This window comes from Microtetraspora sp. AC03309 (assembly GCF_020826795.1).
Lineage (GTDB): Bacteria > Actinomycetota > Actinomycetes > Streptosporangiales > Streptosporangiaceae > Microtetraspora > Microtetraspora glauca.
The window spans coordinates 70,366-95,719 of record NZ_JADDIL010000008.1; the positions used below are offsets into that span (position 1 = coordinate 70,366).

Below are 25,354 nucleotides of genomic sequence, written 5' to 3' on the forward strand. Positions count from 1 at the left end.
GTCGGCTACCTGTTCTCCACCGCGGTGCGCGTCGTGAACGGCAGCACGAGCCGGGACGGATGGGCGGCGTCACGGTAGATCTTGTGCGTGACAGGGCGGCCCACCGGCAGGTGGAACGCGTCCGGCGGCAGCAGGGCGTTGTGCTCGTCGGCCAGCGGCTCGTCGTTGGAGAGCTCCACGACCAGCTTGTGACCGGGCAGGAACGTCGCCGCGAACGGGTAGACGCGCAGCACGTACTCCTCGATCTTCCCCGGCTCGACCGGCACCGCGCGGGTGTGCGGGTGGTAGGGGTTGCCCTCCGTGGTGCGCTCCTCGTCGAGTTCGCGATGCGAGGCCTTGAGGTAGGCGGTCGTGATGAGCTGACGCCTGCCGTTCGGGGCCTCGTCCCACATGCGCAGGATGAAGTTCGTGTCGGGCTGGTCGATCTCCGCGAAGATGTGCGCCGCGCCCTGACCCATCATCTCGGTGGGCTCGTCGAACGGAGCCGTGCTCCAGCTCAGCATCTCCACCTTGTCGGTCACCGTCAGCGGCGCCTGGTAGAAGCCGTCCGGGGCGGCGTACTCGGCGCCCATGAGTTCGGACTCGAAGGAGAGCTTTCGGCGCGGGCGGAGGTAGAGCGACGTGTACTCCACGTCCTTCGGCGGCCACTGGGCGCCGGTGACGGTCTCACGCGAGCCCTCGACGAAGACGGTGACGGCGGGCTCGTCCATGATTCCGTTGTCGATGCCCTTGATCCAGTAGTCGTACCAGCGGAACATCTTGTCGTGCTCCTCGATGAAGGGGCGCGACTGCATCGGCGGGTAGGGGCCGATGTCGAGCTTCTTCGGGCCCTTCAGCGAGTTGTAGACCTCGATGGTGCCGTCCATCGTCCAGCCGCGGCCCTGGTCGATCTGGAGCCAGACCGGGATGTCGATGTCGGGCGCGAGCGTGACCGGGTTGCGCTCCTCGTACCACTCGCCGTCGACCTCGTTCATCACGATGTCGAACCACGCCTCGTGGTTCTTCGGGTAGTTCAGCACGTGGACCAGGTTCGGCCAGGCGGCCACGTCCGGGTCCCGCAGGCGCTTGGCGACGCGCTCCTTGATCTCCTCCGGGGAGTAGGTCTCGAGCATGCGGGACGTGACGCGATCGGTGAAGGCCCAGCCGGAGTCGCCACCGCGGCCTTCGCGGGCGGCGCGCGGCATGAACCACATGACGCCGCCGTGGTAGGTGGTCTCGTAGAAGTCGTAGTGGCCACCGCTGACGAAGATCGCCTTGAGGCTCGGCGGCCGCTCGGCCGCGGCCAGCACCTGCATCGAGCCGAAGTAGGAGATGCCGATCATGCCGACGTTGCCGTCGCACCACGGCTGCGCCGCGACCCACTCGATGAAGTCGTACGCGTCCTGGCCGAGCGAGACGCCACCGGCGTTGTAGTTGCCGATGTGCTCGCCCTCGGAGGCGCCGGAGCCGCGCAGGTCGCCGATGACGTGGACGTAGTCCTCCTTGACGACGCGCGCGATGTCGCCGGCCTCGATGCAGCCGTCCCACATCGGGCTGGGGCGCCGCTGCGGCGGCGTCGTGAGCGCGAGGGCCTGCAGCTCCTTGCCGTACGGGCTGAGCGCCACGAGCGCCGGACGCGGCTTGTCGTCGACGCCCTGGTAGGCGTCGGCGGCCAGCGTGATGCCGTCGCGCATCGGCACGCGGAGATCCTTGCGGACGGCGATCTTGTCCTGGCCCGCCTGGATGGTCTGGAAGTCAACCATGGATGCGAGGCTCCCCTTTCACGAGTTCCGGTTGAAGTGCGTGCGGTAGCCGTGCATCGACGTGAAGAACGGCGACGGCTCGAGGGTGGGGTCGGCGGTGTAGTCGACCTCCTGTGCCACGTGGGCGAAGGGCGAGTACGCCGAGTCCGTCACCTGGAGTCCCGCGCACAGGCAGGCGTGAGCCGCCTTGCTGACCCGGCCCTCGATGTCGAGGCTCTCTCGGAGCGCCTCCGCCGCCTGCGCCGCGTCGAGCTCGACGCCGTACGGCGTGCCGTCGGCGCGGCGGTAGGGGTGGCCGAGGTAGAGGTGCTGCGGGCGGATCTCGTCGCGCAGGTACTCCAGGCTCGTGCGGTAGGCGACCGGGTCCGCGAAGCCCGGGAAACCGTTGGCGGCCCCGTGCACCTGGACCGCGTCGCCGACGAAGACCGAGCGCCGGCCGTCGACGACGTAGGCGACCGACCCCGGCGTGTGGCCGGGGATCGAGTGGACGGAGACGGTGACGTCGCCGCCGAGGGAGATCGTCTCGCCGCCCCTGACGAGCATGGTCGGCTCCATCTCGCCGGAGATGACCGCGTCGGCCGCGGCCGTCACCTTCGCCGCACCCTCGGGGTCGTTCAGGTACCGCCCACGCCCGCCGAGGTACTCGTCCACATGCGCCCGGCGCGAGCGCAGCATCGGGGCGTCGGCCTCGTGGATGACCACCTGCGCGCGCCGGCCGGTGAGTTCCCACAGGGCGTGGGCGCCGCCGACGTGGTCGATGTGGCCGTGGGTCAGCAGGATCCAGCGCACGTCCTCGATGCGGCGCCCGATGGCCTCGAGCGCGGGGGCCATGCCCTCGATGGGCGAGGAGGCGATCCCCGTGTCGACGATGACCGGCTCCGGCGCGTCGATGAAGAAGCTGTAGAGACCGAACCGACCCCACGGCGACACGAGGGGATGGACTTTCACTGCGGACATGGCTCTCCTTTCGAGTTCCGTGGGATCGGCGCGTCAGCGCGCGAGGAAGTCGCGGGTCTCCGCGTAGGCCCGGTGGTACTCCGGGATCCACGAGAAGTGCTGCACGAATCCGTGCCCCGCGCCGGCGTACCGGCTGACGGTCGCGTCCACGCCGGCGTCCTTCAGCTTCTGGCCGTAGCGCTCGCCCTCGTCCCGCAGCGGGTCCAGCTCGCCTGTGATGATCAGCGCCGGCGGCAGCCCGGTGAGGTCCGCCCGTTTGATCGGGGAGACGCGGGGGTCCGCCGGGTCGGCACCGCTGTCGAGGTAGAAGGCGTTGAACGGCTTCAGCCCCGCCGTCTCCAGGCCGAAGCCGACGGCGTTCTCGCGCAGCGAGCCGTAGCGGTCGACGTCGAAGTCCAGGTCGAGCGACGGGTAGAACATCACCTGGTGGGTGATCCGGTCGAAGCCGTCGTCGTGCGCCATGCCGGCGACCGCGGCGACGAACGTGCCGCCCGAACTGTCACCGGCGACGGCGAGAGTGGCACCGTCCCATGCAAGGCGCTCGCCGTTCTCGACGGCCCATCGGACCACGGCGTAGCAGTCCGCAAGGCCGGCCGGGAAGGCGTGTTCGGGCGCCAGGCGGTAGCCGACGGAGACGACCTTGAGCCCGGTCTCCTTCGCCAGCGACCGCGCGACGTGGTCGTGGGTGTTCAGGCTGCCGAGGAAGAAGGCGCCGCCGTGGAAGTAGACCAGCAGGCCGTACGCCTCGGCGTCGACCGGCGTGTAGACCCGCACCGGGACCTGGCCGACAGCGGTCTGCGCGGTGAGGTCCTCGACGGAGTGGAGCGGCAGGCGGTCGGCCACGGGCGGAACCTGGGACTCCTCGCCGGCGCGCATCGCCTCCGGGTTCAGCGGACCGGGAGGCGGCGCCGGCAGGCCGGCGAGGACGCGGGCGATGTCAGGGTGCAGGGGCATGGCGTCAGGCCTTCGGCTTCTGGGACGCGGGCTTCTGGGACGCGGGCTTCTGGCCCGGGAAGACGTCGCTGATCTCGTCCTCGGTCCAGCCCTGGCGCGAGATCCGCTGCAGCTCGTCGGTCACCGGCTTACGGGTGGCCTGGTAGCGCGCCAGCGCCTCCTTGACGGAGTCGGCCTCCTTGAGGGCGTCGGCGAGGGCGCCGGCGTCCAGGATCGCCGAGTTCGCGCCCTGGCCCTGGTGGTGCAGCATCGAGTGGGCCGCGTCGCCCACGAGGACGACGGAGTCGGAGTGCCACGTGTCGACCGGGTTGATGTCGTAGACCGCGCGGCAGTTGACGGTGTCCATGTCGAGGCCGCGGGTGATGTTCACGATCCGCTCGTCGAAACCCTCGACCGTCTTCAGCAGGTCGTCCTTGGTGATGGCCGGCGCCCAGGTGCTGTCCGGACACAGGGCGGTGATGTCGAACGAGACCTGGTCGCGGTGGCGCAATGGCAGGAGGTAGATCTTCGTGCCCCGGCCGATGTACATCCGGAGGTTGTCGTCGACCGCCATCCCGTGGGCGTCGTCGACGGAGATCACCGCGCGGTAGGCGTGCTCGCCGGAGAACACCGGCTCGTTGCCGCCGAACAGCTGGCCACGCACGACCGACTTGATGCCGTCGGCACCGACCACCAGGTCGGCGGTGACCGACTCGCCGTTGGCGAAGGTCAGCGTCGCCTTGTCACCCTCGTCCTTGACGCTCTCCAGCTTGTGACCGAGGTGCACCATGCCCTCGGGGAGCACACCCAGGAGAGCCTCGATGAAGTCACCGCGGTGGATCAGGTGGGTGGTCTCGCCGAAGGTGTCGATCTCCGGCCACGACTCTTTCATGATCGGGTCGTTGGTGGCGGTGAGGATCTCGAAGTAATCGCTCGCGGAGCTGACCTTCTGGATGGCATCGATGATGCCCCACTGGCGGAACCGGTCCATGGTGGACGGGCGCAGGCCGATGCCGGCGCCGACCTCGCGGATCTGGCTCGCCTGCTCGTAGACGTTGACGGTGGCGCCGAGGAGGCTCAGGGCCTTGGCCGATGCGGCGCCGGCGTATCCCGCGCCGACGACGGCGATGTTCAGGTTCTTCAGGTCGGAGGGGTGCATGGTTCTGGCTCCTTGTCCTTGTCAGTTCTTGATCGACAGGAAGTCGGCGGGGTTGTCGACGAAGATCGTCTTGATGGCGGTCTCGTCGAGACCGGCGGCGCGGAGGTCCGGGATGAGGTCCTCGAAGATGTAGTTGACGGTGTGGCCCTTCACACCCGGCCAGCCCAGCGGGCTGCAGTTGGCGTCCGCCGAGGCGAGCACCTGCTTGATGCGGCCTTCGCCGCTGATGAACCGGAGGAAGTGGTCCAGGCGCTCCCTGCGCGGGCGGGCCCAGAACGGCGGGTCCGGGAGCTCGGTCTCGTAGCCGAAGGTGTCGAAGCCGATCCGGCCACCCTGCTCGGCGATCCAGGTGTCGCGGGTCTTGTCGGCGTTGACGCCGTCGTCGACGTGCCCGAAGAGCACGCGGTCGAGGGGAAGGCCCTCCTCGTTGAAGATCGCGATCGCGTTCTCGGCGTCGATGGCCAGGTGGGTCAGGATGCCGACCCCGGTGGCCTTGGAGGCGCGGGCGGCCGCGCGGTAGATGCGCTTGTCCAGGTCGGTCATCCGGCCGCCCCGGCTGACGCCGACCTTGATGATGCCGGCCTTGCCGCCGGTGTTGCCGATGCCGACGGTGATCTCGTGGATGAAGTGCTCCGCGAGGTACTCCACGCTCGCCCGGGCGAAGAACGGCAGGGCGGTGTCGCCGCCGACGAAGCCGGTGGAGGCGACGATGTGCACGCCGGTCTTCGCCGACAACGACTGGTAGTAGTCGATGTCGCGGCCGTTGCAGATCCCGGTCGCGTCGACGAACGTGCCGCCGCCGTACTCGTGGAACCTGCGCAGCTTCGGGACGGTCTCGTCGTACCGCTGCTCCGGCGTCTTCCACCACTTGGTGTCCAGCTCGGAGCCCGGCATGCCGTACCCGATGTGCTCGTGGACGGCCACGAGGCCCAGCTCCTCGGCCGGGATCGGCCCCAGGACGGTGTTCACTCTCGGCACAACGCTCACCTTTTCGAGAAGAAACTTGAAGATCTTGGGCTGTCGCGCGCTCAGCGCACCGACAGCAGCTCGCGCGGGTTGTCGACGAGGATCCGCTGGACGTCCTCGTCGCTGAGGCCCTGTGCCGTAAGGAGGGGGGCGAACGTCGACAGGACGTAGCTGTACGGCGTGTCATTGCCGTCATGGCCCTTGGCCACACCTGTCGCGCCGCTCGAGAGCAGGATCCGCTCGCCGAAGCCGGCCTCGACGAGCTGGGCCACCAGGGCGACCCGCTCCTTGTCGCCGAGGTGCTGCTCGTCCTCGGTGCCCACGTGGTCGATCGCGACGTAGGCCCCGCGGCGGGCGACCTCGAGGGGCGCGCCGACCGCGACGGCGTCCTTGCGGTCGAGCCCGCCGACGACGACGCGGTCGGCCGGCAGCTTCTCGTCCAGGATGACCTCGAGGTCGCGTACGGCGTCGTCCCCGAAGCGGATGGACACCGGGACACCGGTGGCCAAGGCGGCGCGGGCCGCACCGCGGAACAGGCTCTCGTCGGTCGCGGTCATGCCCGCGAGGGTGGCGGCGGTGACCACGAGGCCCGCGGCGCCCCGCCGCTCGACACGGGGAACCACCATGCCCTCGGTGACCTCCTCGGCGAAGAGGTCAGCGAACTTCTCGGCCGGCCACGGCGTCGGGGGGTTGGTCTGCGGCGTCAGGAAGTAGCCGCCGAGCATCTCCTCGGGGCCCTGGCCCGTCGACGCGACGATGTGCACGCCGGTCGTGCGCGAGAGGGCCTCGTACAGTCTCACATCGCGTCCGTGGAACATGCCGGTGCTGTCGACGATCGTCCCGCCGCCGTGCCCGCGGAAGTCCTTCAGCTTCTCGGCCAGGGCCTCGAAGATCTCGGCACGGTCGATGGTGACGTCGAACCCGTACTCCGCTCCCGGAACCACCGACAGTAGAGCCTCGTGAACCGCGACGACCCCCAACTCCTGCGCGGGAACGGGGCCGAGGACGGTGTTGACGGTGTTCTCGGCAGTCTGGGCATCCATCACTGCACTCCTTTCGGTCTCGCGCGAGTGACCGCGGTCACGCTGCGGCGTGAATCGTGCCATCTAAATTTACATAGCGTCAAGTAAATGTCCGGCAGGTAAACTAGACTACCTGCCTGTATGGAACAGGTCGAGGTCCCCACCTCCGGGAAGCGGGGACCTCGACTCGGCCCGGCGACTCTCAGGTCACCCGGCGGGGACGAACTCCTCGTCGATCAGAGGCTCCGTGACGTCGGCGCGCTTCGAGCCGAAGAGTCCGAACAGCGTCAGAGCCGCCGCGGCGGCGGCACAGAGGCCGGCGACCAGGAACGCGAGGCTGTAGGCGCTGCCGAGCGACTCGAGCGCGAGCACGCGGAGGTTCTCCGGCATCGGCACCGGCGGCATGTCCGGACCGGCGCCGGGCACGACCGGCATCGAGTTGATCGCCATGGCGCCACCCCCATGGGCGATACCCCCGGCGATGTCGGTGTACGGCGACTCGAGCCCGGACTCACCGATCGCCCTGCCGACACCGGCGCCCAGGTCACTGTTCGCCCGGCTGACCGCGAACGCGGCGATGAGCACCGGACCGAGAGCGAAGCCGAAGTCGCGGAGCAGGTTGGTGGTGGCACTGGCCATGCCGGCGAGCCGTAGCGGAACGGTGTTGATCGCGACGGCCGTGATCGAGCCGACGGTGAGCGCGAAGCCGACACCGAGGGCCAGCATCGGACCGATGAACCGCGTCCAGTTCATGTCCTGGACGTCGAACGTCGAGCACCAGATGCCGCTGACGGCGATGAGGGCGAAGCCGACGGTGAGCACCCAACGAGGCGAGAAGTTCCGGATCAGGTGGGAGACGGCCGGCACCAGCACGAAGGCCGGACCCTGGATGAACAGGAACAGCACGCCGATCTTCAGAGCGCTCTGGTGCTGGATCGCGCCGAGCCAGATGCTCATCGAGTAGCACGTCGCGAGGAACGCGAACATGCCGACCACCGTGGCGATCGCGACGATCGCGTAGGAACGGTTGGCGAAGATGCCGAGGTGCAGCAGCGGGACGTCGGTCCGCAGCTCGATGACGACGAAGGCACCGAGGAGCACGAGGCCCGCGACGAAGGCGCCGATGATCTCAGGGCGGGCGAAGCCGGCTTCGGAGCCCTGCGTGGCGGCGAAGAGGATGGCGATCAGACCGAGAGCCAGCGTGATTTGGCCCGGGATGTCCAGCTTGCGTCCCTCCGGCGCCGAGGAGTCGGCGGCGAACTGGGTGATGACGATCGAGACGACCGCCGCCGCGATCACCACGAGGTACGACGTTCGCCAGTTGCCCTCCGCGGCCAGCCACCCACCCATCAGCGGGGAGATCGCCGCACCGATCGAAAGGAAGCCGGCCCAGACGGCGATGGCCTTGGAGCGGGCCTCCTGCGACGGGCTGACCGCGGCCAGCATGGCGAGCGAGATCGGGTAGAGGATCGCGGCTCCGAGACCCGCGACGACCTGCCCGATCCACAGGATCTGGACCGTCTCGGCGACGTGGCTGACGAGCGAGCCCGCAACGGTCAGCAGAGCACCCGCCTGCAGCAGCCGCTTGCGACCGAACAGGTCACCGATCACGCCGGTGGTCAGCTCGAAGACGACCATGGGGATGGCGAAGGCGGCAGTGACCCAGGTCAGTTCGGCACCGGTGGTCTGGAACTCCTGCTGGAGGGTGCCATTGAGCGCGCCGGGCAGCGAGTACGCCACTTGCGCGAGGAGTACGGCGAAGCAGCCGGCGACCACCGTGGCGGTGTAGCCCTGCTTGCGCGCAGCGGTCTGCGTCATTGCGGATGCTCCTTGTCGATGGACCGGGCGATCGGTTCCGATCGCTCGAGATCGGCCCCCCGATGTGAGCTCGATCACCTATTGGATGTGCAAGGTGCCATATGACTTAACACACGGTCAAGTGTCTGAGCAGTACGTATTCAGAACGATCAGTGAGGTCAGAGCCCGGTCGTCGTGCTCTAAGCTGGCGGGCATGGCGACGCTTCGTGCGGCACAGAAGGAGATGACGCGAAAGCTCCTCCTCGACGCCGGCCTGGACCTGTTCGTGTCGAAGGGCTATGCGACGACGACGGTCGACGACATCGCGTCGGCGGCGGGGACGACGCGGGTGACCTTCTATGCGCACTTCCCCTCCAAGGTCGATCTGATGAAGGCCCTCGTCTCGGAGCGGCTCAACGCCGCGCTCGACCGGGTCCCCTCCGCCGAGCACGGGTCGACCGAGCGTGAGTTGGTCGCCGTGGTCGAGGACGGCTCGCGAGAGCGGTTCCGCGCGTGGCTCGCGTCGACCTCGGAACGATGGGACGTGATTCGCCCCTACACCACGGCCGCCTTCGAGGCCGCGGCTGTCGACCCCGCGATCCGTACGCTCCTCGACGAATGGCTGAACGAGGCCATCGGTGACATCAAGGACGGGCTCGACCGTGCCGACCGGTTCCCAGCCGGCACCCGCCACTTCCGCAGCGTCATCGCCATCACCGAACTCGACTACGTCGCGCGTCACTGGACACCGGGGACCTGGGGGGTCGGGCGCGACGAGATGCTGGACGTCCTCACAGAGAGCTGGGTCGGCTCGATCGGGCGTCACTGAGGCTGAGCCGCGCCGGTCCGCGCGAGCTCGCCTCGGATTCCGAGTCTCCTGCGATGGACCGGCGCGTGGCGCACCATCAGGCTTCTCGTGAGTGTGCGGCTGGTGTCGGGGATGCTTCCGCCCCGCCGATCAGGGCGGCGACGTCGACGGAGTTCAGCGGGATCGGCGAGAACATCGGCGGTTCCTCCTCCGGCGTCAGTGCCGTGGGGCCATAGATCCACTCGGTGAAGGAGTAGTCGTAGGTGTCGCGGGCCCGCAGGAGCGTGTTGCGCTGGAGGCGGGCGACGCCGTCCAGATGCCACAGCTCGCCCCAGGCGCGGGCCGTGGTCAGGACACGCCGGCAGTGCTCGGGGCGGACGGCTTCGTAGGCCGCGAGGGCGCCCTGCCAGTCGATCGCACCGCTCGCGTCGCGGCGCGCCGCGACGTGCTTGGCGAGCACCCAGCCGTCCTCGATCGCCATGATCGCGCCCTGCGCCATGTACTGCAGCGGCGGGTGGGCGGCGTCGCCGAGCAGCGCGATGTCGCCGTCGACCCAGGTCATGATCGGGTCGCGGTCGAACATCCGCCACCAGCGGTCGCGCCACATCAGCGGGATGCCGGCCCGAACGTCCGGACAGGTCTCGGCGAAGGCGTTGTCGAGCTCGTCGGGTGTGCCCCAGTCCTCCTCGCCCGCGAGGGCCTTGGGGGACTGGAAGACCGCGACCTGGTTGAGCATCTCGCCGCCGCGCAGCCCGTAGTGGACGAAGTGGCAGCGCGGGCCGACGTGGACCGAGACCTCGCTGAGGTCGACGTCCCGGCCGACCTGTTCGATGGGTATGGCGGCGCGGTAGGCGACGTAGGAGGAACTGACCGGCTCGTCCTCGGCCAGGAGCCTGCGCGCGCCCGAGTGCAGGCCGTCGGCGGCGATGACGATCCGGGCCTCGTCGGCGCGGCCGTCCGCCAGCAGCACCCGGGCGCCGGACGCGGTGTTCTCGTAACCGCTGACGCGGGCGTCGGTGACCAGGTCGACTCCCGCGCGCCGGCAGGCGCGCAGGAAGATGCCGTGCAGGTCGCTGCGGTGGATGACCATGTACGGGAAGCCGTACGTGCGCTCCAGGTCGACCAGGTCCAGACGGGTCAGCTCGCTGCCGTCGACGGCGTCGCGCATCACCATGCTCTTCGGCAGCACGCCGAGGCTCCTGGCCTCCTCCAACAGGCCGTAGTCGTGCAGGATCCGGGTGCAGTTGGGTGCGATCTGGAGGCCGGCGCCGACCTCGCCGAACTCGCGGGCCTGCTCCAGCACGCGCACCCGCAGGCCCTCGCGGGCCAGGGCGAAGGCCGCGCTCAGGCCGCCGATGCCGCCTCCGACGATCAGGACGTCGACGGGGTTCGCGGAGGTGGTGGATGTCGTCACGTTGCTCTCCTCGAAGGCCGGGACGCTCACAGCCAGGCCGGCAGGGCCGGCGCGGAAGAGCCGTCGGAGGTGGTCAGGGCGTGCGGGCGTCCGGCGAGGTAGGCCGCGACGTCGGCGAGCGGGCCGTCGACGGTGACGGGCTCGCCCTCGCCGGGCAGCTCCCAGCGGTCGCCCGTGTCGGTGGCGGCCAGGACGACCGCGGGACCCGCGGCGCTGCCGCGCTTGGCGACGATGTCGTCGGCGAGTGCGGTCATGAATCCGGCGGGCAGGTCGGTGAAGGCGATGCCGGAGGCCAGGTCGACGGCGTGGACGCAGACCTCGCGGGAGCGCAGCCATGGGATCTCGGTCGCGGGGACGGTACGGCCCTGGGCGGTGACGACCATGGCGTTCCACTGGTCGTCGTTCAGGCCGGCGACGCCCGCGGCGAGCCGTTCGGCGGACGAGTTCAGCCAGGCGGCCAGCTCGGCGGCCGGCTTGCGGGAGCCGGCCTCGATGTCGGCGTCGCGCTGCTGGGGCGAGGAGTACATCGGGGTCTTCTCGCCGGTGGCGGCCCAGCGCACCAGGTTGCTCAGCGCGTCGGCGTTCGCCGCCACGTGGGCCACCAGGTGCTTGCGGCTCCAGCCGGGGAGCCCGGAGGGGGCGAGGTACTCTTCCTCGCCCCACCCGGCGGCGGTGTCGAGGAGCAGCTCGGTGCCCGTCTCGCTCCAGCTCAGGGTGTCATCGAAGGTGCGGGGCATCAGGACGCCCCGTCCTTGGCCACGGTGTTCTCGAGCCGGCCGATGCCCTGGATCTCGGTGACGACGCGCTCGCCGCCGGTCAGGTAGCGCTTGGGGGTGCGGGCGTGGCCGACGCCGCCGGGAGTGCCGGTCGCGATGATGTCGCCGGGGTTGAGCCGCACGATCGTCGAGACGTACTCCACCAGCGCGACCGGGTCGAAGAGCAGGTCGCCGGTGTTGTCGTTCTGCATGACCTCGCCGTCGACGCTGAGCGTGACCTCCAGCTCGGGACGCACGCCGCCGGCCAGCTCGTCGGGGGTCACGACGTAGGGGCCGACCGGGGTGGAGGAGTCCCAGATCTTGCCCTGCAGCCACTCCTTGGTGCGGAACTGCCAGTCGCGGCAGGTGACGTCGTTGAGGATGGTGAAGCCGGCGATCGCGGCCTCGGCCTCGGCGCCCTCGGCACGGCGGACCGGCTTGCCGATCACCACGGCGAGCTCGACCTCCCAGTCGAACTCGTCGGTCTCCTCGGGGCGGGCGATGTCGTCGGCGGCGCCGATGAGGCAGTCGGCGAACTTCGCGAACAGGGTGGGGTACCGCGGCAGGTCGCGCCCCATCTCCTGAATGTGGTTCTTGTAGTTCAGACCCACGCAGACGACCTTCGAGGGGGCCGGGACGACCGGTGCGAAGTCCGCGCCCTCGACGGGGTAGGTCGTGGCAGCGCCCGCGTCGACGGCGGCGGCCTTGGCGGCCCAGTCGCCTGAGGAGAGGAGTTCGCCGAGGTCGGCGGCGCCGAGGTCGACCAGCCGGTCGCCGTCGAGCCGTACGGCGCGGGTCGAGCCGTTGACACGGAGGGTGGCGAGCTTCATCGGGTGGTCCCTTCGATACGGGTGTCGTGCTGGGTGCGGTTGAGCTGGAGAGCCTCGAAGACGGGGGCGTCGCTGAACCGGAACAGGTCCAGCGCGCCGGAGTCGGAGTCGGTGGAGCCGGCCTCGGACCTGGCCGAGAAGGGCTGCCAGGACGGGACGGCGAACAGGTCGCCGCGGGTGACCGTCCAGGTCCTGTCGCCGACGGTGACGGTGCCGGAGCCGTCGAAGACCTGGTAGACCGACGAGCCGGTCTCGCGGACGGGGGCGGTCTCGGCGCCGCGGGCGACGCGGTGCATCTCGGCGCGGAGTGTGGGGAGCACGTCGCCGCCGGTGGCGGGGTTGGTGTAGCGGACGGCGGCGTGGCCGGGTTCGACGGTGCCGCCGAAGCCCTCGGCCTCCAGAGCGAGTTGGTCGGCCAGGGCGCGGTCGGTGAACTCCCACTTGTAGGACAGCAGCGGGGTGCCCGGGGTGAGCTCGCCGACCGACAGCGGGCGCAGGCCGGGGTGGCCCCACAGCCGCTCGGAGCGGGACCGCTCGGGAGTGATCCGCTCGGCGTCGCTGATCTCGTCACGGCCGAACTCGAAGAACTGTGTCTCGGTGACGTACTGGAAGGGGATGTCCAGGCCGTCGATCCAGGCCATCGGCTCGCCGGCCGCGTTGTGGTGGGCGTGCCAGTTCCAGCCGGCCTGCGGGAGGAAGTCACCGCGGCGCATCGGGACCGCGTCGCCGCCGACCACCGTCCACACACCCTCGCCCTCGACGACGAAGCGGAAGGCGTGCTGGGTGTGGCGATGCTCGGGAGCGTCCTCCCCGGGCATCAGGTACTGGATCGCGGCCCACAGCGTGGGCGTCGCGAAGGGCCGTCCGCCCAGAGCGGGGTTGGCCAGCGCGATCGCCCGCCGCTCTCCCCCGCGGCCGACCGGGACCAGGTCGCCGGCCTGCTCGGCGAGCCGCCGCAGGTTCTCCCAGCGCCACAGGTGCGGCACCGCCCGCGAACGGGGATGCGCCGGCATCAGGCCGCCGATCTCCGTCCACAACGGCACCAGCAGCTCCCGCTCGAAACCGCGGTAGAGGTCCTCGAGCGCGGGGGTGACGTCGGGCTGGTCCGGAGCGTCGATCGCACGGAGCCGTACTGGGGACTCTGGCGTGGTCACAGGGGTGCTCATACGGCTAATGGTGCTACTGTCACGCTGTGAAGAACGCGTAATTCTGCTCTGCAGAATCGAGGGGTCGTGGACAAGCCGCTGAAGAATCCGCCGACCTACCTGATCAACAGTGTGGACCATGCGCTGCGGATCGCCGCGATGCTGCAACTGGAGGGCGAGCTGACCGTCTCGGAGGTCGCCGAGCGGCTGGGCGTGGCCCGCTCCACCGCGCATCGGCTGCTCGCGATGCTGGTTTACCGGGACTTCGCGGTCCAGGACGAGCGGCGCCTCTACCGGGCCGGCCCGGTCCTGGAGCTCGCGGCCCACTCGCCCTCGGTCGCGTCTCGACTGCGGGCGGCGACTCTGCCGCACCTGCACCGGCTGGTCGGCGTGCTCGACGAGTCCGCCAACCTGGCCGTGCGCACCGGGGACACCGTCCGGTTCATCGCCAGCGTCGAGTGCTTCCAGAGCCTGCGGGTGGGCTCCCGCGAGGGCATGGTGTTCCCGGCCCACCGCACCACGGCGGGGCTGCTGCTGCTCGCCGAGCTGACCGACGAGGAACTCGAGGCGGCCTACCCGGCCGAGCGGTACGCCGACCGGCCCGCGGACCGACCCGACCTGGACCGGCTGCGGACCGAGCTGGCCCGGGTGCGGCGCAACGGTTTCGCGCTCAACCAGGGCCGCTCGGAGCGCGGCGTGGTGGCGCTCGGTGTGCCGGTCCGGGCCCCGGACGGGAACGCCCTCGCCGGCCTGTCGGTGTCGATGCCGAGCGGACGCTACGACCGGCACCGGCTGCCGTCACTGGTCGACGCCCTTTCCCGCACCGCGGACGCCGTCGAGGCCGACCTCGCCGACTCCCTCCTGAACGCTGACGCTCAGTCCCACCGCTCAGGGCGATAATCCGAATGCCCATCAGTGAGGGCGTCCGCCCCATGTTCCGATCGGCCCGTCCCCGTGCGTGAGCGGCCTCATAGGTGGGCCAGCAGTCCCTCCAGCGGTCGCGGCACGCGATCGAGCTCCAGTGCCGCGACGAGCGGGCCGGAGTAGCGGATCTTGCGGCCGCCGCCTGCTCCCATGAACCGGCGCAGCTGGTCGTGAGTGCTGCGCCCCCGCCATGTGGGTTGCTTCTGGAGTGTGCGAAATGAGCTGAGATCGCCCTCGGCATCGACGACGCGTTCGACCGTGGCGGTGCCGAGGGCGCGGATCAGCTCGTCTTCCAGGTCAGCCACGCACACGAAGAATCCGAGCGCCTCCAGATCGCTTCTGTTGAGATCGGACCCGAGGCCGGCGCGCTCGAGACTCTTCCGGAAGGCGCCTTCTTCTCCGGCGTCACACAGACCGGCCAGCCGGAGATCGCGACCGGAAGGGCCGAACTCGCCGATGTACGTCCCGATGTTCGTGGCACCGCCCATCGCCACGAGGGAGATGCCTTCGGCCGCGAGGTCTCGGCCCCGGCGCTCGGCCAACGCTTCGATGGCCGACTTGTCGCTGATCCCCTCGACCAGGACCACGGTGTGCGTACGGTTCACGCACTCAGCCTTGCACCGAATCCGGCCAGGTTTGTACCTATTTTCCCGCGTTGAGGGAAATCCTGATCGGCGGGGCCCAAGGGTCTTGCCGGAGAAGTGACGCACGCGACAATATAAGTCGCTATACGTCTAACGACGCGCTCCTGGCACCAACGGAGGTGGCCTGTGACGATGATCGGCTCGGCAGTACCACGTAAGGAGGACGCCGCGCTGCTGACCGGGCGCGGCACGTTCGTGGACGACATCCATCGTCCGGGGCTTCTCCACATGGTCTACGTGCACAGCACGGAGGCCCACGCGCTCATCACCGGAATCGACGCAGAAGAGGCCCGGTCCCTGCCGGGCGTGCTCGGCGTCTGGACCGCGCGGGACTTCGCCGGGCTCCCGCCCCGCCCGTCCGTCCCCGGCCTGGAACGCGGGTACCTGGCCGGCGACAAGGTGCACTACGTCGGCGAGCCGGTGGCCGTGATCGTCGCCGCCGACCGGTACACCGCCGCGGACGCGGCACGCGCCGTGCGGGTGGCCTACGAGCCACTGCCGGTGATGGCCACGGTGGCCGACGCGCTCGCGCCCGGCGCCATACCCATCTTCGCGCCGCTGCCCGGCAACCTCGCCTTGGAGCAGCAGGTGACGCCGGACGACGTGACGGCCGATCTGGAAGCCGCCCCGAACCGCCTGCGCGCCCGGCTGGTCAACCAGCGCTGCGCCGGCACGCCGATCGAGCCGTACGGGGTGCTCGCCGACTGGACCGGGGCCGGACCGACCGTGTGGGCCACAGTCCAGGCGCCGCACCGGGTCCGCGCGGAGATCGCCGAGCGGTTCGGTCTCGCCAGGCACCTGGTCCGCGTGATCGCGCCCGACGTCGGCGGCGCCTTCGGGGTGAAGTCCTCGTTCATGCCCGAGCTGTTCCTCGCGCCCGAGCTGTCGCGCCGGCTCGGCCGGCCGGTCAAGTACGTCGAGACCCGCGGCGAGCACATGGTGCACACCTACCACGGCCGCGACCAGATGCAGGACGTCGAGGTGGGCTTCGACGCCGAGGGCCGCGTCCTCGCCCTGGACGTGACGATCACCGTCAACGTCGGCGGCGTGCCCGACCCGGTGGGCATCGGGCTCGCCACGCTGACCTCGTACATGCTGGGCGGCTGCTACAGGATCCCGAAGATCGCCGCTCGCTTCCGAAGCGTCGTTACGAATACCACGCCTACCGCGTCCTACCGGGGAGCGGGGCGGCCCGAGGCGAGCTTCCTGATCGAGCGGGTGGTCGACCTCGTCGCCCGCGATCTCGGCAAGGACCCGGCCGACGTCCGGAAGGTGAACCTGATCCAGCCGGATGAGATGCCGTACCAGACCCCGTTCGAGGGGATCGTGTACGACGAGGCCGACTACCCGGCCGCGCTGGACCTGCTGCTGGGCGAGCTGGACTACGCCGGGCTGCGCGCGGAGCAGGCACGTCGGCTGGCGGACCCGGCCGCTCCGCTGCTCGGCGTCGGGCTGTCCACGTTCGTGGAGATGGGCGGCTTCGGGCCCACGCCGCTGTTCGAGCAGTTCGGCTACCTCGGCGGCTGGGAGTCGGCGAACGTCCGGCTGCAGCCGGACGGCTCGGTGATCGTCCTGGTCGGCACCGCCCCGCACGGCCAGGGCCACCAGACCGCCCTGGCCCAGATCGCCGCCGACCAGCTGAACGTGCCCTTCGAGGCCATCAGCGTGCTGTACGGCGACACCGCGGTCGTGCAGGAGGGCACCGGCACCATGGGCAGCCGGGGCATGCCGGTCGCGGGCAACGCCGTCCGGCAGGCCGCGGCGGAGGTGGCCGCCAAGGCCAGGACCATCGCCGCGCACATGCTGGAGGCCGACGCGGACGACGTGGTGCCGATCGGCGACGGGTTCCAGGTCAACGGCGCGCCCGAGGCGACGGTGACCCTGGCCGCGGTGGCCGAGCGCGCCTTCAAGCCGCACCTGCTGCCCGAGGGGACCGTGCTCGGCCTGGAGAACACCGCGTACTTCGAGCCGAAGAACCTCAGCTACCCGAGCGGCGCGCACGGCTGCGTGGTGGAGATCGACCGGGACACCGGGCGGGTGTCGATCCTGCGCTACGTCTGCGTGGACGACTGCGGCACCGTCATCAACCCGCTGACGGCACGCGGGCAGATCCACGGCGGCGTCGCCCAGGGCATCGCGCAGGCGCTGTACGAGAAGGTCACCTTCGACAGCGAGGGCCGGCCGCTCGCCGCCTCGCTCGAGGACTACATGGTGCCCGGCCCGCTCGACCTGCCCCCGTACGAGACCCATCACATAGAGACGAAGTCCAGCTTCAACCCGCTCGGCGCCAAGGGTCTCGGCGAGGCCGGGGCGACGGCCGCGCCGCAGGCCGTGGTGAACGCCGTGGTGGACGCGCTGGCCCACCTCGGCGTGCGCGACGTGGAGATGCCCTGCACGCCGGAACGAGTTTGGAAGGTCATGCACGATGCGAGTTGAGATCACCGTCAACGGGCAGCCGCACAGCCGGGAGATCGAGCCCCGGCTGCTGCTCGTCCACTTCCTGCGCGACACGCTGTCCCTGACCGGCACCCACATCGGCTGCGACACCTCCAGCTGCGGCGCCTGCACGGTCCTGCTCGACGGCGTGGCCGTCAAGTCCTGCACCGTCCTGGCCGCGCAGGCCGACGGCTGCGCGGTCACCACGATCGAGGGGCTGGCCGGGGAGGACGGGCTGTCGCCCGTGCAGGAGGGCTTCCGGCAGTGTCATGGCCTGCAGTGCGGGTTCTGCACGCCGGGCATGGTCATGGCCGCCACCGCGCTGCTCGCCGAGCGGCCCGACCCGACGGAGCAGGAGATCCGCAACGGGCTCAAGGGCAACATGTGCCGGTGCACCGGCTACCAGATGATCGTCGAGTCGGTCCAGTGGGCGGCCGCGAACGGAGGCGCACGATGATCCCGGCCGCCTTCTCCTACGTGCGCGCGGGCTCCGTCGAGGAGGCACTCGACGAGCTCTCCCGGTACGGCGGCGCCGCCAGGGTGCTGGCGGGCGGCCACTCACTGCTGCCCGCGATGAAGCTGCGGCGGGCCGAGCCCGGCGTCCTGATCGACATCGGCCGGCTCCGCGAGCTGTCCTACGTCAGGGCGGACGGCGACCGGATCGCGGTCGGCGCGCTCACCAGCCACCGGACGCTGGAGCGCGACCCGGTGGTGGCGGAGCAGGTGCCGCTGCTGGCCGCCGCCGCGCGCCGGATCGGTGACCAGCAGGTGCGCAACCGGGGCACGATCGGCGGCTCCCTGGCGCACGCCGACCCCGCGGCCGACCTGGCCGGAGCGGTGCTCGCGCTGGACGGCGTGCTGGTGGCGCGCGGCCCGTCGGGCGTGCGGGAGATCCCGGCGCGGGAGTTCTTCACCGGCCGGTGCCGGAACGCGCTGGCGGCTGCCGAGCTGCTCACCGAGATCCGGCTGCCGGCCGCTCCCGGCCGGTCGTACGCGTTCGAGAAGTTCAGCCGCCGCGCCCTGGACTGGGCCGTCGTCGGGGTCGCCGCCCAGGAGCGGCCCGGCGGAGGCGTGGCGGTCGCGCTGATCGGCATGGGGCCGACGCCGGTGCGGGCGACGGCGGTGGAGGAGGCCCTGGCGGCCGGCACCCCGGCAACCGAGGCGGCGCGGCTCGCCGCGCAGGGCTGTGAACCGCCGGACAACGCGGTCGCGAGCGCTTCCTACCGGGCCCACCTCGCCGAGGTCCTGGTGACCCGCGCCCTGGCGGCCCTGTAGGCACCCGGTCCGGTCCACCCGATCCGGGCCCGGGGACGCCGAGGGCCCGGTCGCGAAATCGCGGCCGGGCCCTCCCGTTCGTCCGGCATGTCCGCCGGAAGGTTCGCCGCGTCCCCGGCGCGCACCGCGGCGAGGAAGCGCTCGGTCACCCGGTGTGGGCGGCCGTCATCCGAACACCACCGGATAGGACGCGAAGTGGTCCCGTGAGGAGTCCGGGTCCCGCCGCGGCGGCCGCTCCGGATCGGGCCGGGCGCCGGCGGCGAGCAGCGCCGACAGCATGAGCGTGACGGTGCCGAGAACCCGCTCGTGCGCCTGTTCCGCGCCGTCCGCCACGAGGACGCCGCCGTCCGCCTCGGGGACGCCGCCGGCGAGCTCGGTGCCGATGCACGCGTGCATGCCGCCGCCGAAGGCGTGGCCCCACCTGGGGACGCCGGCCGGGACCTCGCGCAGCGGGTCGAACGCGTCCGGCCGCTCGAACACCCGCGGGTCCCGGTTGGCCGCCGCGATGTCCAGCACGACGAACGCGCCCTGGGGGATCTCGGTGCCACCGCGCAGCACGGCCGGGGCGAGCGCCCGGCGCTGCGCGACGGGGCTGGCCGGGTGCAGGCGCAGGGTCTCGTGCACGCAGCGCTGGAGCCGGACCGGGTCGTCGAGTGCCTTCTCGGCGGCGGCCGGGTCGCGGCGGACCCAGGCGAAGAACTCGTCGGCCGAGTGCGTGAACGCGTCGGCGGTGCTGTGCGAGCCGGCCTGCAGATAGAAGGCGCATTCGCGGAGCAGGATCTCCTGGTCGATGTCCAGCTCGTCCCAGTGGCGCAGCAGGCCGGTGAGCACGTCGCGGGGCAGGTCCTGCTCGCTCAGCTCACCGGCCGCGTGCCGGGCCAGCAGCTCACGGCGGCGGGCCAGCGACGGCTGCAGGAACGTCGCGTCGAACTCGTCCAGCGCCGCCCGCACCTCGGCCCGGACGACCTCCGGGTCCCGGGTGGTGTGCACCAGGGTGGCGCCTTCGGAGAACTTCTTCGCGTAGCGGTAGAGCGCGTCCGCCTCGGCCGCGCTGCCGGTGGGCCGGTCGATGCCGGCGACCAGCGCGGTCAAGCTCATGATCGTGCGGTAGCCGAGCTCGACCAGGTCGGCGCGGCCGTCGGCGGCGAACGGCGCCAGCGTGTCCCGTACGACGTCGTGCAGGAATTCGCGCTCCCAGTGCCGGAACGTGCCCCGGCGGAACAGCCGGTTCTCCACGCGGCGCCGGGACCGATGGTCCTCGCCGTGCAGCACCAGCAGGCAGTCGGCCATCACGACCCCGCCCTCGTCGTAGAGCGCCTGTTTCAAGTCGCGCAGCCGGAAGGCCTCACGTACGTCGGCGTAGCCGTCAAGGGTGATCGTCGTCATCGCCACGCGCTCCCTGGGCATACGAGGTTAGAACCCTAACGACGCTACCAGCGACGCGGTTCCCAGGGAAGATGCAGACCATCGAGCCGCCTTGTCATTCGTCGTTAGGGTCTTGACGCCGTTCCGTGCACCACGAGACGCTCAGCGGGGACCGGCAGCCCCCGATCCGGTCGTGCGCCAACGGAGGAGCAAGTCCAGATGACAGCCGTCGCCGAAGAGGCAACCATTGTCCTCACGACGTTCGCCGACGCCAAGGACGCCTATCGCAGCAAGGACCTGCGCCAGTCCCTCTACGACGAGGGCGAGGTCGTGATGGCCGGCGTGCTGGTGAACCTGCACGGCGAGGAGCACCGGTCCCGGCGTCGCGTGGAGAACCGGATGTTCCGGCGCGAGGTGTTCGAGCGCTACGAACGCGAGCTGTTCCCGCAGGTGATCGAGCAGACCCTCGCCCCCTACCAGGTGGAGGGCCGGGTCGACCTCGTACATCTGGGACACGAGCTGATGCTCAACCTCGCCGCCCTGACCGCGGGTGTCGACCGCCCCGCGGGCACCGCCGAGGAGACCCGGCGGCTCTACGACTACATGATGAAGTTCATCGAGGGCGCCACGCTCGCGCACTCCACGAAGGACAAGACGGAGCAGCGGCGCGTGATCGCGCAGGCGCTGGAAGACTGGGACGTGGAGTTCCTGGCCCCGTCCATCGCCCGCCGCCGCGAGCTGCTGGAGCGGGAGGCCGCCGGCGATGACGTCGACGTCCCCAGCGACGTGCTGACCACGCTGCTGCGCCACACCGGCGAGCTGCGGCTGCCGCCCGAGGTGATCCGCAGAGAGGTCGCGTTCTTCCTGCTGGCCGGCGCCCACACCAGCGCCACGGCGTTCGTCCGCTCGGTCGATCACATCCTGGGCTGGGTCGAGGCGCACCCGGAGGACGCCGGGCTCGCCGCCACCGACGCGCTGTTCGTCCAGCGCTGTGTCCACGAGACCGTGCGGCTCAACCCGTCCAGCCCGACCGGCCGGCGGCGCGCCCTGGCACCGGTCTCGCTGCGCTCGGGCGTCCAGATCCCCGAGGGCGCGACCGTGGTGATCGACCTGCAGTCGGTCAACCGCGACCCGGAGGTCTTCGGCGCGGACGCCGCCGAGTTCGACCCGCACCGCACGCTCCCCGCGAACGTCGCCCCGTTCGGACTGAGCTTCGCCGCCGGGATGCACGTGTGCATCGGCCAGGACCTGGCCGCCGGAGTCGTGCAGCGGGCCGGCTCGGATCCGGACGAGCACCTCTTCGGCCTGGTCACCGGCGTGGTCCAGCGCATGTTCGCGGCGCGGGTGCGACGCGACCCGGACAACCCGCCGCGCCGTGACGCCAACACCCAACGGCCCTACTGGGGCTCCTACCCGGTCCTGTTCGGAGGGGACGAATGACGTATCGGATCGAGCTCCATCGGGACGTGTGCATCAGCTCCGGCAAGTGTGTGGCCGAGTCGCCGGAGGTGTTCCGGTTCGACGACGACGAGATCGTCGCGTTGGTCCCCGGCGGGCCGCGGCTGACCGACGAGCAGATCTTCGACATCGCCCGCGACTGCCCCTCCGGCGCCATCCGCGTCTTCGACGGGGACGAGGAGATCGATGTCTACTGAGTGGGCCCCCCGCCACCCGGCGGCGTTCCGCCGTCCGGCGGAACGCTCGCCCGCCCGGCGGGCCCGCCCGATCCCGGCCGGGCGCCTCGCCCTGCGGCCCGGACCGTAGCCATGGACCTGGGGATCCGGGGGCGCCGCGCGGCCGTGGCGGCAGCGAGCGCGGGACTGGGTTACGCGAGCGCGGCCGCTCTGGCCGCGGAGGGCGCGCAGGTCACGATCTGCGGCTCCGACGGCGGGCGGGCCCGTGCCGCGGCCGAGCGGCTCGGGCCGGGCGTGCGATGGCTGCGCGCCGACGTCGCCAGGCCGGACGGCGCCGCCGCGTTCGTGGAAGAGGCCGCGGCGCTGATGGGCGGCCTCGACATCCTGGTGGTGAACGGGCCGGGCCCGCCGCCCGGCACGATCGCGCAGACCCCGCCGGAGGCGTACCAGCCGGCGCTCGAACGCAGCCTGCTCGCCGTCGTCCGCATGTCCCTGGCCGCGCTGCCCTTCATGCGGGAGCGCGGCTGGGGCCGGATCGTGGCGATCACCTCGCTCGGCGTGCGGCAGCCGTACCCGAACCTCGCGCTGTCCAACACCGCCCGCGCGGGAGCCACGGGTTTCCTGCGGACGCTGGCCCGCGAGGTGGCCGCGGACGGGATCACGGTGAACTCCGTGCAGCCCGGCCTGCACCGAACGGAACGCGTCACGCAGGTGTACGGCGACCGCCCGCCGGTCGGCGACGTCCCCGCGGGGCGGCTCGGCGAGCCGGCCGATCTCGGCGCGGTCGTCGCGTTCCTCTGCTCGGCGCAGGCCGGGTACCTCACCGGCGCGGCGGTGCCCGTCGACGGCGGGGCGTACCAGGCGCTCCTGTGACTGTGTGTCCCGCTGGTCAACCGTTGTGAACAGCTCGTGAAAAGCACGCCGCCGCGTTCCGCATCCCCTAGCGTAGTTATAGTCATGACGACGCTTGGGTCAGTGCGGCAGGCCAGGCCGACAAGGGGAGAGACACAATGACGAAATGGGCCGTGGTCACCGGGGCGGCGCACGGCATCGGAGCCGTCATCGCCGAGCACGCGGTGAAAGAGGGCTACCGGGTCGCCGCATGGGACATCGACGGCTCAGCCGTCGAGCAGACGGCCCGCGACATCGGGGAGGCGTGCGTGGGCGCGGCCGTCGACGTCGCCGACGAGGAGTCGGTGCGCGCCGCGGCGGCGCGGCTGCCGGAGCCCCCGCGCCTGGTGGTGAACAACGCCGGCATCGTACGGTTCGGGCCGCTGCTCGACCTCCCGGTGAGCGAGTGGGAGGTCGCGCTGCGGGTCAACCTGACGGGCACGTTCATCGTCGCCAGGACGCTCGCGAAGGCGATGGTGGAGGCCGGCGGGGGCGCGATCGTCAACCTGGCCTCGATCAACGGCATCGCGGCCGCCCCGCACGCGGGCGCCTACTCGGCCAGCAAGGCCGGTGTCGTCCGGTTGACCGAGCACATGGCGATGGAGTGGGCCAAACACGGCATCCGGGTCAACTGCGTGGCTCCCGGGCTGATCCACGCGGGCATGTCGGACGCGATCTACGCCGATCCCGAGGTGCGGCGGGTGCGTGAGGGCGCGGTGCCGCTGGCGCGGCTGGGCTCGGCCGAGGACATCGCCGCCGCGGTGCTCTTCCTCGGTTCGGAGAAGTCCGCCTACGTCAGCGGCCAGACGCTCGCCGTCGACGGCGGCCTGATCAAGAGCACACTGGCCTCGCTGCCGCGCCCGGCGTCGGTGGACTCCGTCGGCTTCGCCGAGGCCTGACACGACCGCGGGGGGTGCGTCACGGCGGCGTGACGCACCCCCGTTCTCATGCGTGCGGGTCAGCCGTGCGTGGTCCAGCGGACGGCCCGGCGGAGGATCTCGCGGTGCTCGGGCACCTCGTAGGACGGCGGGTGGTGGCCGAGCGCGTCGTAGACCACGCGGCCGCCGCCGCGCTCGCGGGCCCACAGCAGGGGGTGCGCGGTATCGGTGTCCGGCCCCGTGGGCTGCCGGGCGGTCAGCAGCGGGACGATCCCCGGCGCCAGGTTCAGATCCCCGTACACCTCGTCGACGACCGTGAACGGATCGAGGCCGTCCACCAGCTCGTGCCCGCCGCTAGGCCGTACCTCGACCGCGGGGCCGATGGGAGGATGGTGCGAGCGGCCCCACGCCCAGGCGCCGCCGAGCGTCCGCCCCCACTCCGGCCAGTCGTCGAAGCAGATGCTCGCCGTGTGCAGGCCGAGCACCCCGCCGCCCGCTTCCAGGTGAGCCGCCAGCCCGGCCCTGGCGCTCGCGGACGGGCTCGCGCCCTCCGCTTCGGCGAACCTCCGATAGCGGTCGGGGGTGCCGGGTCCGGTCATCGTCCAGCGCAGCGCGTTCACCACCAGCAGCGCCGCACCCGGCAGGGCGTGCAGGACCGCGTCGACGCCGGTGTGGACCTCGGCCGAGAAGCCTTGCCCGGACAGCAGGTCCACCAGGCAGGCGGTGGTGGCGGGGAAGTCGTGGGTGAGCCCGCCGGACAGCACTACGGCACGCATGGTCACGCCGGCCGTCCCTCCCGGCGCAGGAGCCTGCCGGCGTTGGCCGAGAGGATCTCGGGGTCGAGCCCCGGACCCTCGTGGGCGCCGGAGTCCCAGCCGGCGAAGTTGGTGCCGAACACCAGCCGCTCGGTGCCCGCGTGCTCGACGAGCAGTTTCAGCGACAGCTCGTCGTGCACGTGGGTGTCGAACCACAGGCGGCGGTAGTAGTGCGCGAACCCGTTCTCCCGCAGCTTCGCGCCGGCCCACGGGCGCTTGTCCACGGCGCGGGCGAACCGCCCGGCGACGAACGCTGCCGTGCCGCCGCCGTGCGAGACGCACACGTCCAGGCCGGGGTGCCGGTCGAGCACGCCACCGAAGATCAGCGCGGCCACGGCCAGCGTCTCGTCGCGGGCGAACCCGAAGAGCAGGTCGAGGTCGAAGCGCCGGAGCCGGGGATCCGCCGGCGGCCCGTCCGGGCCCAGCGGCGACGGGTGGACGAACAGCGGCACGTCCAGGTCGACGAGCGCCTCGTAGAGCGGGTCGAGCTCCGGGTCGTCCAGGGTGCGCCCGGCGGGGTCGGTGTCGACGTACACGGCCGCCAGCCCCAGCTCACGCACGGCGCGCCGGGCCTCGATGATCGACGCGGCGACGTCCTGCACCGGCAGCTGGGCGGCGCCGAGCAGGCGGGCCGGGTACTCGGCCACCACGTCGGCCAGCGCGTCGTTGTGGGCGCGCGCGAAGGCCACCGCCGCGCCGGTGTCCAGCCGGTCGAAGTAGGTGAGCGGGTTGGGCGACAGCAGCTGCACATCAATGCCCGCCTCGTCCATGGCCGCGACGCGGACGTCCACGTCCATGAACGGGCTTCCCGCGTAGCGCACGCCGCGTAGGACGTACTCCCCGACGCGGTAGAAAGGCGTGCCGTCGGCCGAGACGCCGAGTTCCGGCCCCGCGGCGCCGGCCGCCCCGAGACTGACCTCCAGCACGGCGTGCGCATGCACGTCGATCACCGGCGCGCGCCGCC

24 protein-coding genes are annotated in these 25,354 nt (G+C 71.2%); 9 read left to right on the forward strand and 15 right to left on the reverse strand.

The window, feature by feature from the left end; all coding sequences use genetic code 11:
- Positions 1-5: 5 nt before the first annotated feature.
- The 7 genes from IMZ11_RS06365 to IMZ11_RS06395 form a co-directional block, all read right to left on the reverse strand.
- Positions 6-1,742, reverse strand: coding sequence for a CocE/NonD family hydrolase (locus tag IMZ11_RS06365; protein WP_228638435.1), 1,737 nt, complete (start codon positions 1,740-1,742; stop codon positions 6-8).
- Between the two features lie 18 nt (positions 1,743-1,760).
- Positions 1,761-2,699: an MBL fold metallo-hydrolase gene (locus IMZ11_RS06370; protein ID WP_228638437.1), complete on the reverse strand. Its 939-nt coding sequence runs from the start codon at positions 2,697-2,699 to the stop codon at positions 1,761-1,763.
- A 33-nt stretch (positions 2,700-2,732) separates the two neighbouring features.
- Positions 2,733-3,653, reverse strand: coding sequence for an alpha/beta hydrolase (locus IMZ11_RS06375; protein ID WP_228638439.1), 921 nt, complete (start codon positions 3,651-3,653; stop codon positions 2,733-2,735).
- Positions 3,654-3,657: 4 nt separating this feature from the next.
- A complete protein-coding gene (locus tag IMZ11_RS06380; protein WP_228638441.1) occupies positions 3,658-4,791 on the reverse strand; it encodes an FAD-dependent monooxygenase in 1,134 nt (377 codons plus the stop codon).
- Positions 4,792-4,812: 21 nt separating this feature from the next.
- Complete coding sequence (locus tag IMZ11_RS06385) at positions 4,813-5,769, reverse strand: phosphotriesterase (RefSeq protein ID WP_228638444.1); 957 nt, start codon at positions 5,767-5,769, stop codon at positions 4,813-4,815.
- Between the two features lie 50 nt (positions 5,770-5,819).
- Positions 5,820-6,800: a phosphotriesterase gene (locus IMZ11_RS06390; protein WP_228638446.1), complete on the reverse strand. Its 981-nt coding sequence runs from the start codon at positions 6,798-6,800 to the stop codon at positions 5,820-5,822.
- Between the two features lie 186 nt (positions 6,801-6,986).
- On the reverse strand, positions 6,987-8,597 hold the full coding sequence (locus IMZ11_RS06395) for an MFS transporter (RefSeq protein WP_228638448.1): 1,611 nt from the start codon (positions 8,595-8,597) through the stop codon (positions 6,987-6,989).
- A gap of 193 nt (positions 8,598-8,790) precedes the next feature.
- On the opposite strand from IMZ11_RS06395, the gene IMZ11_RS06400 reads away from it, so the two are divergent.
- Positions 8,791-9,405 carry a TetR/AcrR family transcriptional regulator gene (locus IMZ11_RS06400; protein WP_228638450.1) on the forward strand — a complete coding sequence of 205 codons (615 nt, stop codon included), beginning with the start codon at positions 8,791-8,793 and terminating at the stop codon, positions 9,403-9,405.
- Between the two features lie 76 nt (positions 9,406-9,481).
- On the opposite strand, the gene IMZ11_RS06405 is transcribed toward IMZ11_RS06400, so the two are convergent.
- The 4 genes from IMZ11_RS06405 to IMZ11_RS06420 are packed head-to-tail and all read right to left on the reverse strand — an operon-like array spanning position 9,482 to position 13,549.
- Positions 9,482-10,798 (reverse strand): FAD-dependent oxidoreductase, encoded by a 1,317-nt coding sequence (locus IMZ11_RS06405; protein WP_228638452.1) that lies wholly within the window; start codon positions 10,796-10,798, stop codon positions 9,482-9,484.
- Between the two features lie 26 nt (positions 10,799-10,824).
- Entirely contained in the window at positions 10,825-11,535 is a 711-nt protein-coding gene (locus IMZ11_RS06410) for a maleylpyruvate isomerase family mycothiol-dependent enzyme (protein ID WP_228638454.1), read from the reverse strand.
- The gene (locus IMZ11_RS06415; protein ID WP_228638456.1) at positions 11,535-12,383 is read right to left on the reverse strand and encodes a fumarylacetoacetate hydrolase family protein; all 849 of its coding nucleotides are present in this window, start codon (positions 12,381-12,383) and stop codon (positions 11,535-11,537) included. Before IMZ11_RS06415 ends, IMZ11_RS06410 begins: the two co-directional genes overlap by 1 nt.
- Positions 12,380-13,549 carry a cupin domain-containing protein gene (locus IMZ11_RS06420; protein ID WP_061252633.1) on the reverse strand — a complete coding sequence of 390 codons (1,170 nt, stop codon included), beginning with the start codon at positions 13,547-13,549 and terminating at the stop codon, positions 12,380-12,382. The genes IMZ11_RS06415 and IMZ11_RS06420 overlap by 4 nt, the downstream gene beginning before the upstream one ends.
- Before the next feature lie 66 nt (positions 13,550-13,615).
- Between IMZ11_RS06420 and IMZ11_RS06425 the strand changes: the two genes are divergently transcribed.
- Positions 13,616-14,428: an IclR family transcriptional regulator gene (locus IMZ11_RS06425; RefSeq protein ID WP_228638458.1), complete on the forward strand. Its 813-nt coding sequence runs from the start codon at positions 13,616-13,618 to the stop codon at positions 14,426-14,428.
- A 68-nt stretch (positions 14,429-14,496) separates the two neighbouring features.
- On the opposite strand, the gene IMZ11_RS06430 is transcribed toward IMZ11_RS06425, so the two are convergent.
- Positions 14,497-15,057, reverse strand: coding sequence for a TOPRIM nucleotidyl transferase/hydrolase domain-containing protein (locus IMZ11_RS06430; protein ID WP_228638460.1), 561 nt, complete (start codon positions 15,055-15,057; stop codon positions 14,497-14,499).
- 171 nt (positions 15,058-15,228) lie between these two features.
- On the opposite strand from IMZ11_RS06430, the gene IMZ11_RS06435 reads away from it, so the two are divergent.
- The 3 genes from IMZ11_RS06435 to IMZ11_RS06445 are packed head-to-tail and all read left to right on the forward strand — an operon-like array spanning position 15,229 to position 18,807.
- A complete protein-coding gene (locus tag IMZ11_RS06435) occupies positions 15,229-17,532 on the forward strand; it encodes a xanthine dehydrogenase family protein molybdopterin-binding subunit (protein ID WP_228638598.1) in 2,304 nt (767 codons plus the stop codon).
- Positions 17,522-17,989: a (2Fe-2S)-binding protein gene (locus tag IMZ11_RS06440; protein ID WP_228638462.1), complete on the forward strand. Its 468-nt coding sequence runs from the start codon at positions 17,522-17,524 to the stop codon at positions 17,987-17,989. Before IMZ11_RS06435 ends, IMZ11_RS06440 begins: the two co-directional genes overlap by 11 nt.
- Positions 17,986-18,807 carry a xanthine dehydrogenase family protein subunit M gene (locus tag IMZ11_RS06445; protein WP_228638464.1) on the forward strand — a complete coding sequence of 274 codons (822 nt, stop codon included), beginning with the start codon at positions 17,986-17,988 and terminating at the stop codon, positions 18,805-18,807. The genes IMZ11_RS06440 and IMZ11_RS06445 overlap by 4 nt, the downstream gene beginning before the upstream one ends.
- A gap of 165 nt (positions 18,808-18,972) precedes the next feature.
- On the opposite strand, the gene IMZ11_RS06450 is transcribed toward IMZ11_RS06445, so the two are convergent.
- The gene (locus tag IMZ11_RS06450) at positions 18,973-20,193 is read right to left on the reverse strand and encodes a cytochrome P450 (protein ID WP_228638466.1); all 1,221 of its coding nucleotides are present in this window, start codon (positions 20,191-20,193) and stop codon (positions 18,973-18,975) included.
- A gap of 198 nt (positions 20,194-20,391) precedes the next feature.
- Between IMZ11_RS06450 and IMZ11_RS06455 the strand changes: the two genes are divergently transcribed.
- From IMZ11_RS06455 to IMZ11_RS06470, 4 genes are all read left to right on the forward strand, one after another.
- Positions 20,392-21,612, forward strand: a complete 1,221-nt coding sequence (locus IMZ11_RS06455; protein WP_228638468.1) for a cytochrome P450 — start codon at positions 20,392-20,394, stop codon at positions 21,610-21,612.
- The gene (locus tag IMZ11_RS06460; RefSeq protein ID WP_061252626.1) at positions 21,609-21,827 is read left to right on the forward strand and encodes a ferredoxin; all 219 of its coding nucleotides are present in this window, start codon (positions 21,609-21,611) and stop codon (positions 21,825-21,827) included. The genes IMZ11_RS06455 and IMZ11_RS06460 overlap by 4 nt, the downstream gene beginning before the upstream one ends.
- Positions 21,828-21,938: 111 nt before the next feature.
- Entirely contained in the window at positions 21,939-22,679 is a 741-nt protein-coding gene (locus tag IMZ11_RS06465; RefSeq protein WP_228638470.1) for an SDR family oxidoreductase, read from the forward strand.
- A gap of 137 nt (positions 22,680-22,816) precedes the next feature.
- Complete coding sequence (locus IMZ11_RS06470; protein WP_228638472.1) at positions 22,817-23,596, forward strand: SDR family NAD(P)-dependent oxidoreductase; 780 nt, start codon at positions 22,817-22,819, stop codon at positions 23,594-23,596.
- A 59-nt stretch (positions 23,597-23,655) separates the two neighbouring features.
- Here IMZ11_RS06470 and IMZ11_RS06475 read toward each other — a convergent pair whose 3' ends face one another.
- Positions 23,656-24,351, reverse strand: coding sequence for a ThuA domain-containing protein (locus IMZ11_RS06475; RefSeq protein ID WP_228638601.1), 696 nt, complete (start codon positions 24,349-24,351; stop codon positions 23,656-23,658).
- Positions 24,352-24,353: 2 nt separating this feature from the next.
- Complete coding sequence (locus IMZ11_RS06480; protein ID WP_228638474.1) at positions 24,354-25,340, reverse strand: amidohydrolase family protein; 987 nt, start codon at positions 25,338-25,340, stop codon at positions 24,354-24,356.
- Positions 25,341-25,354: the final 14 nt, after the last annotated feature.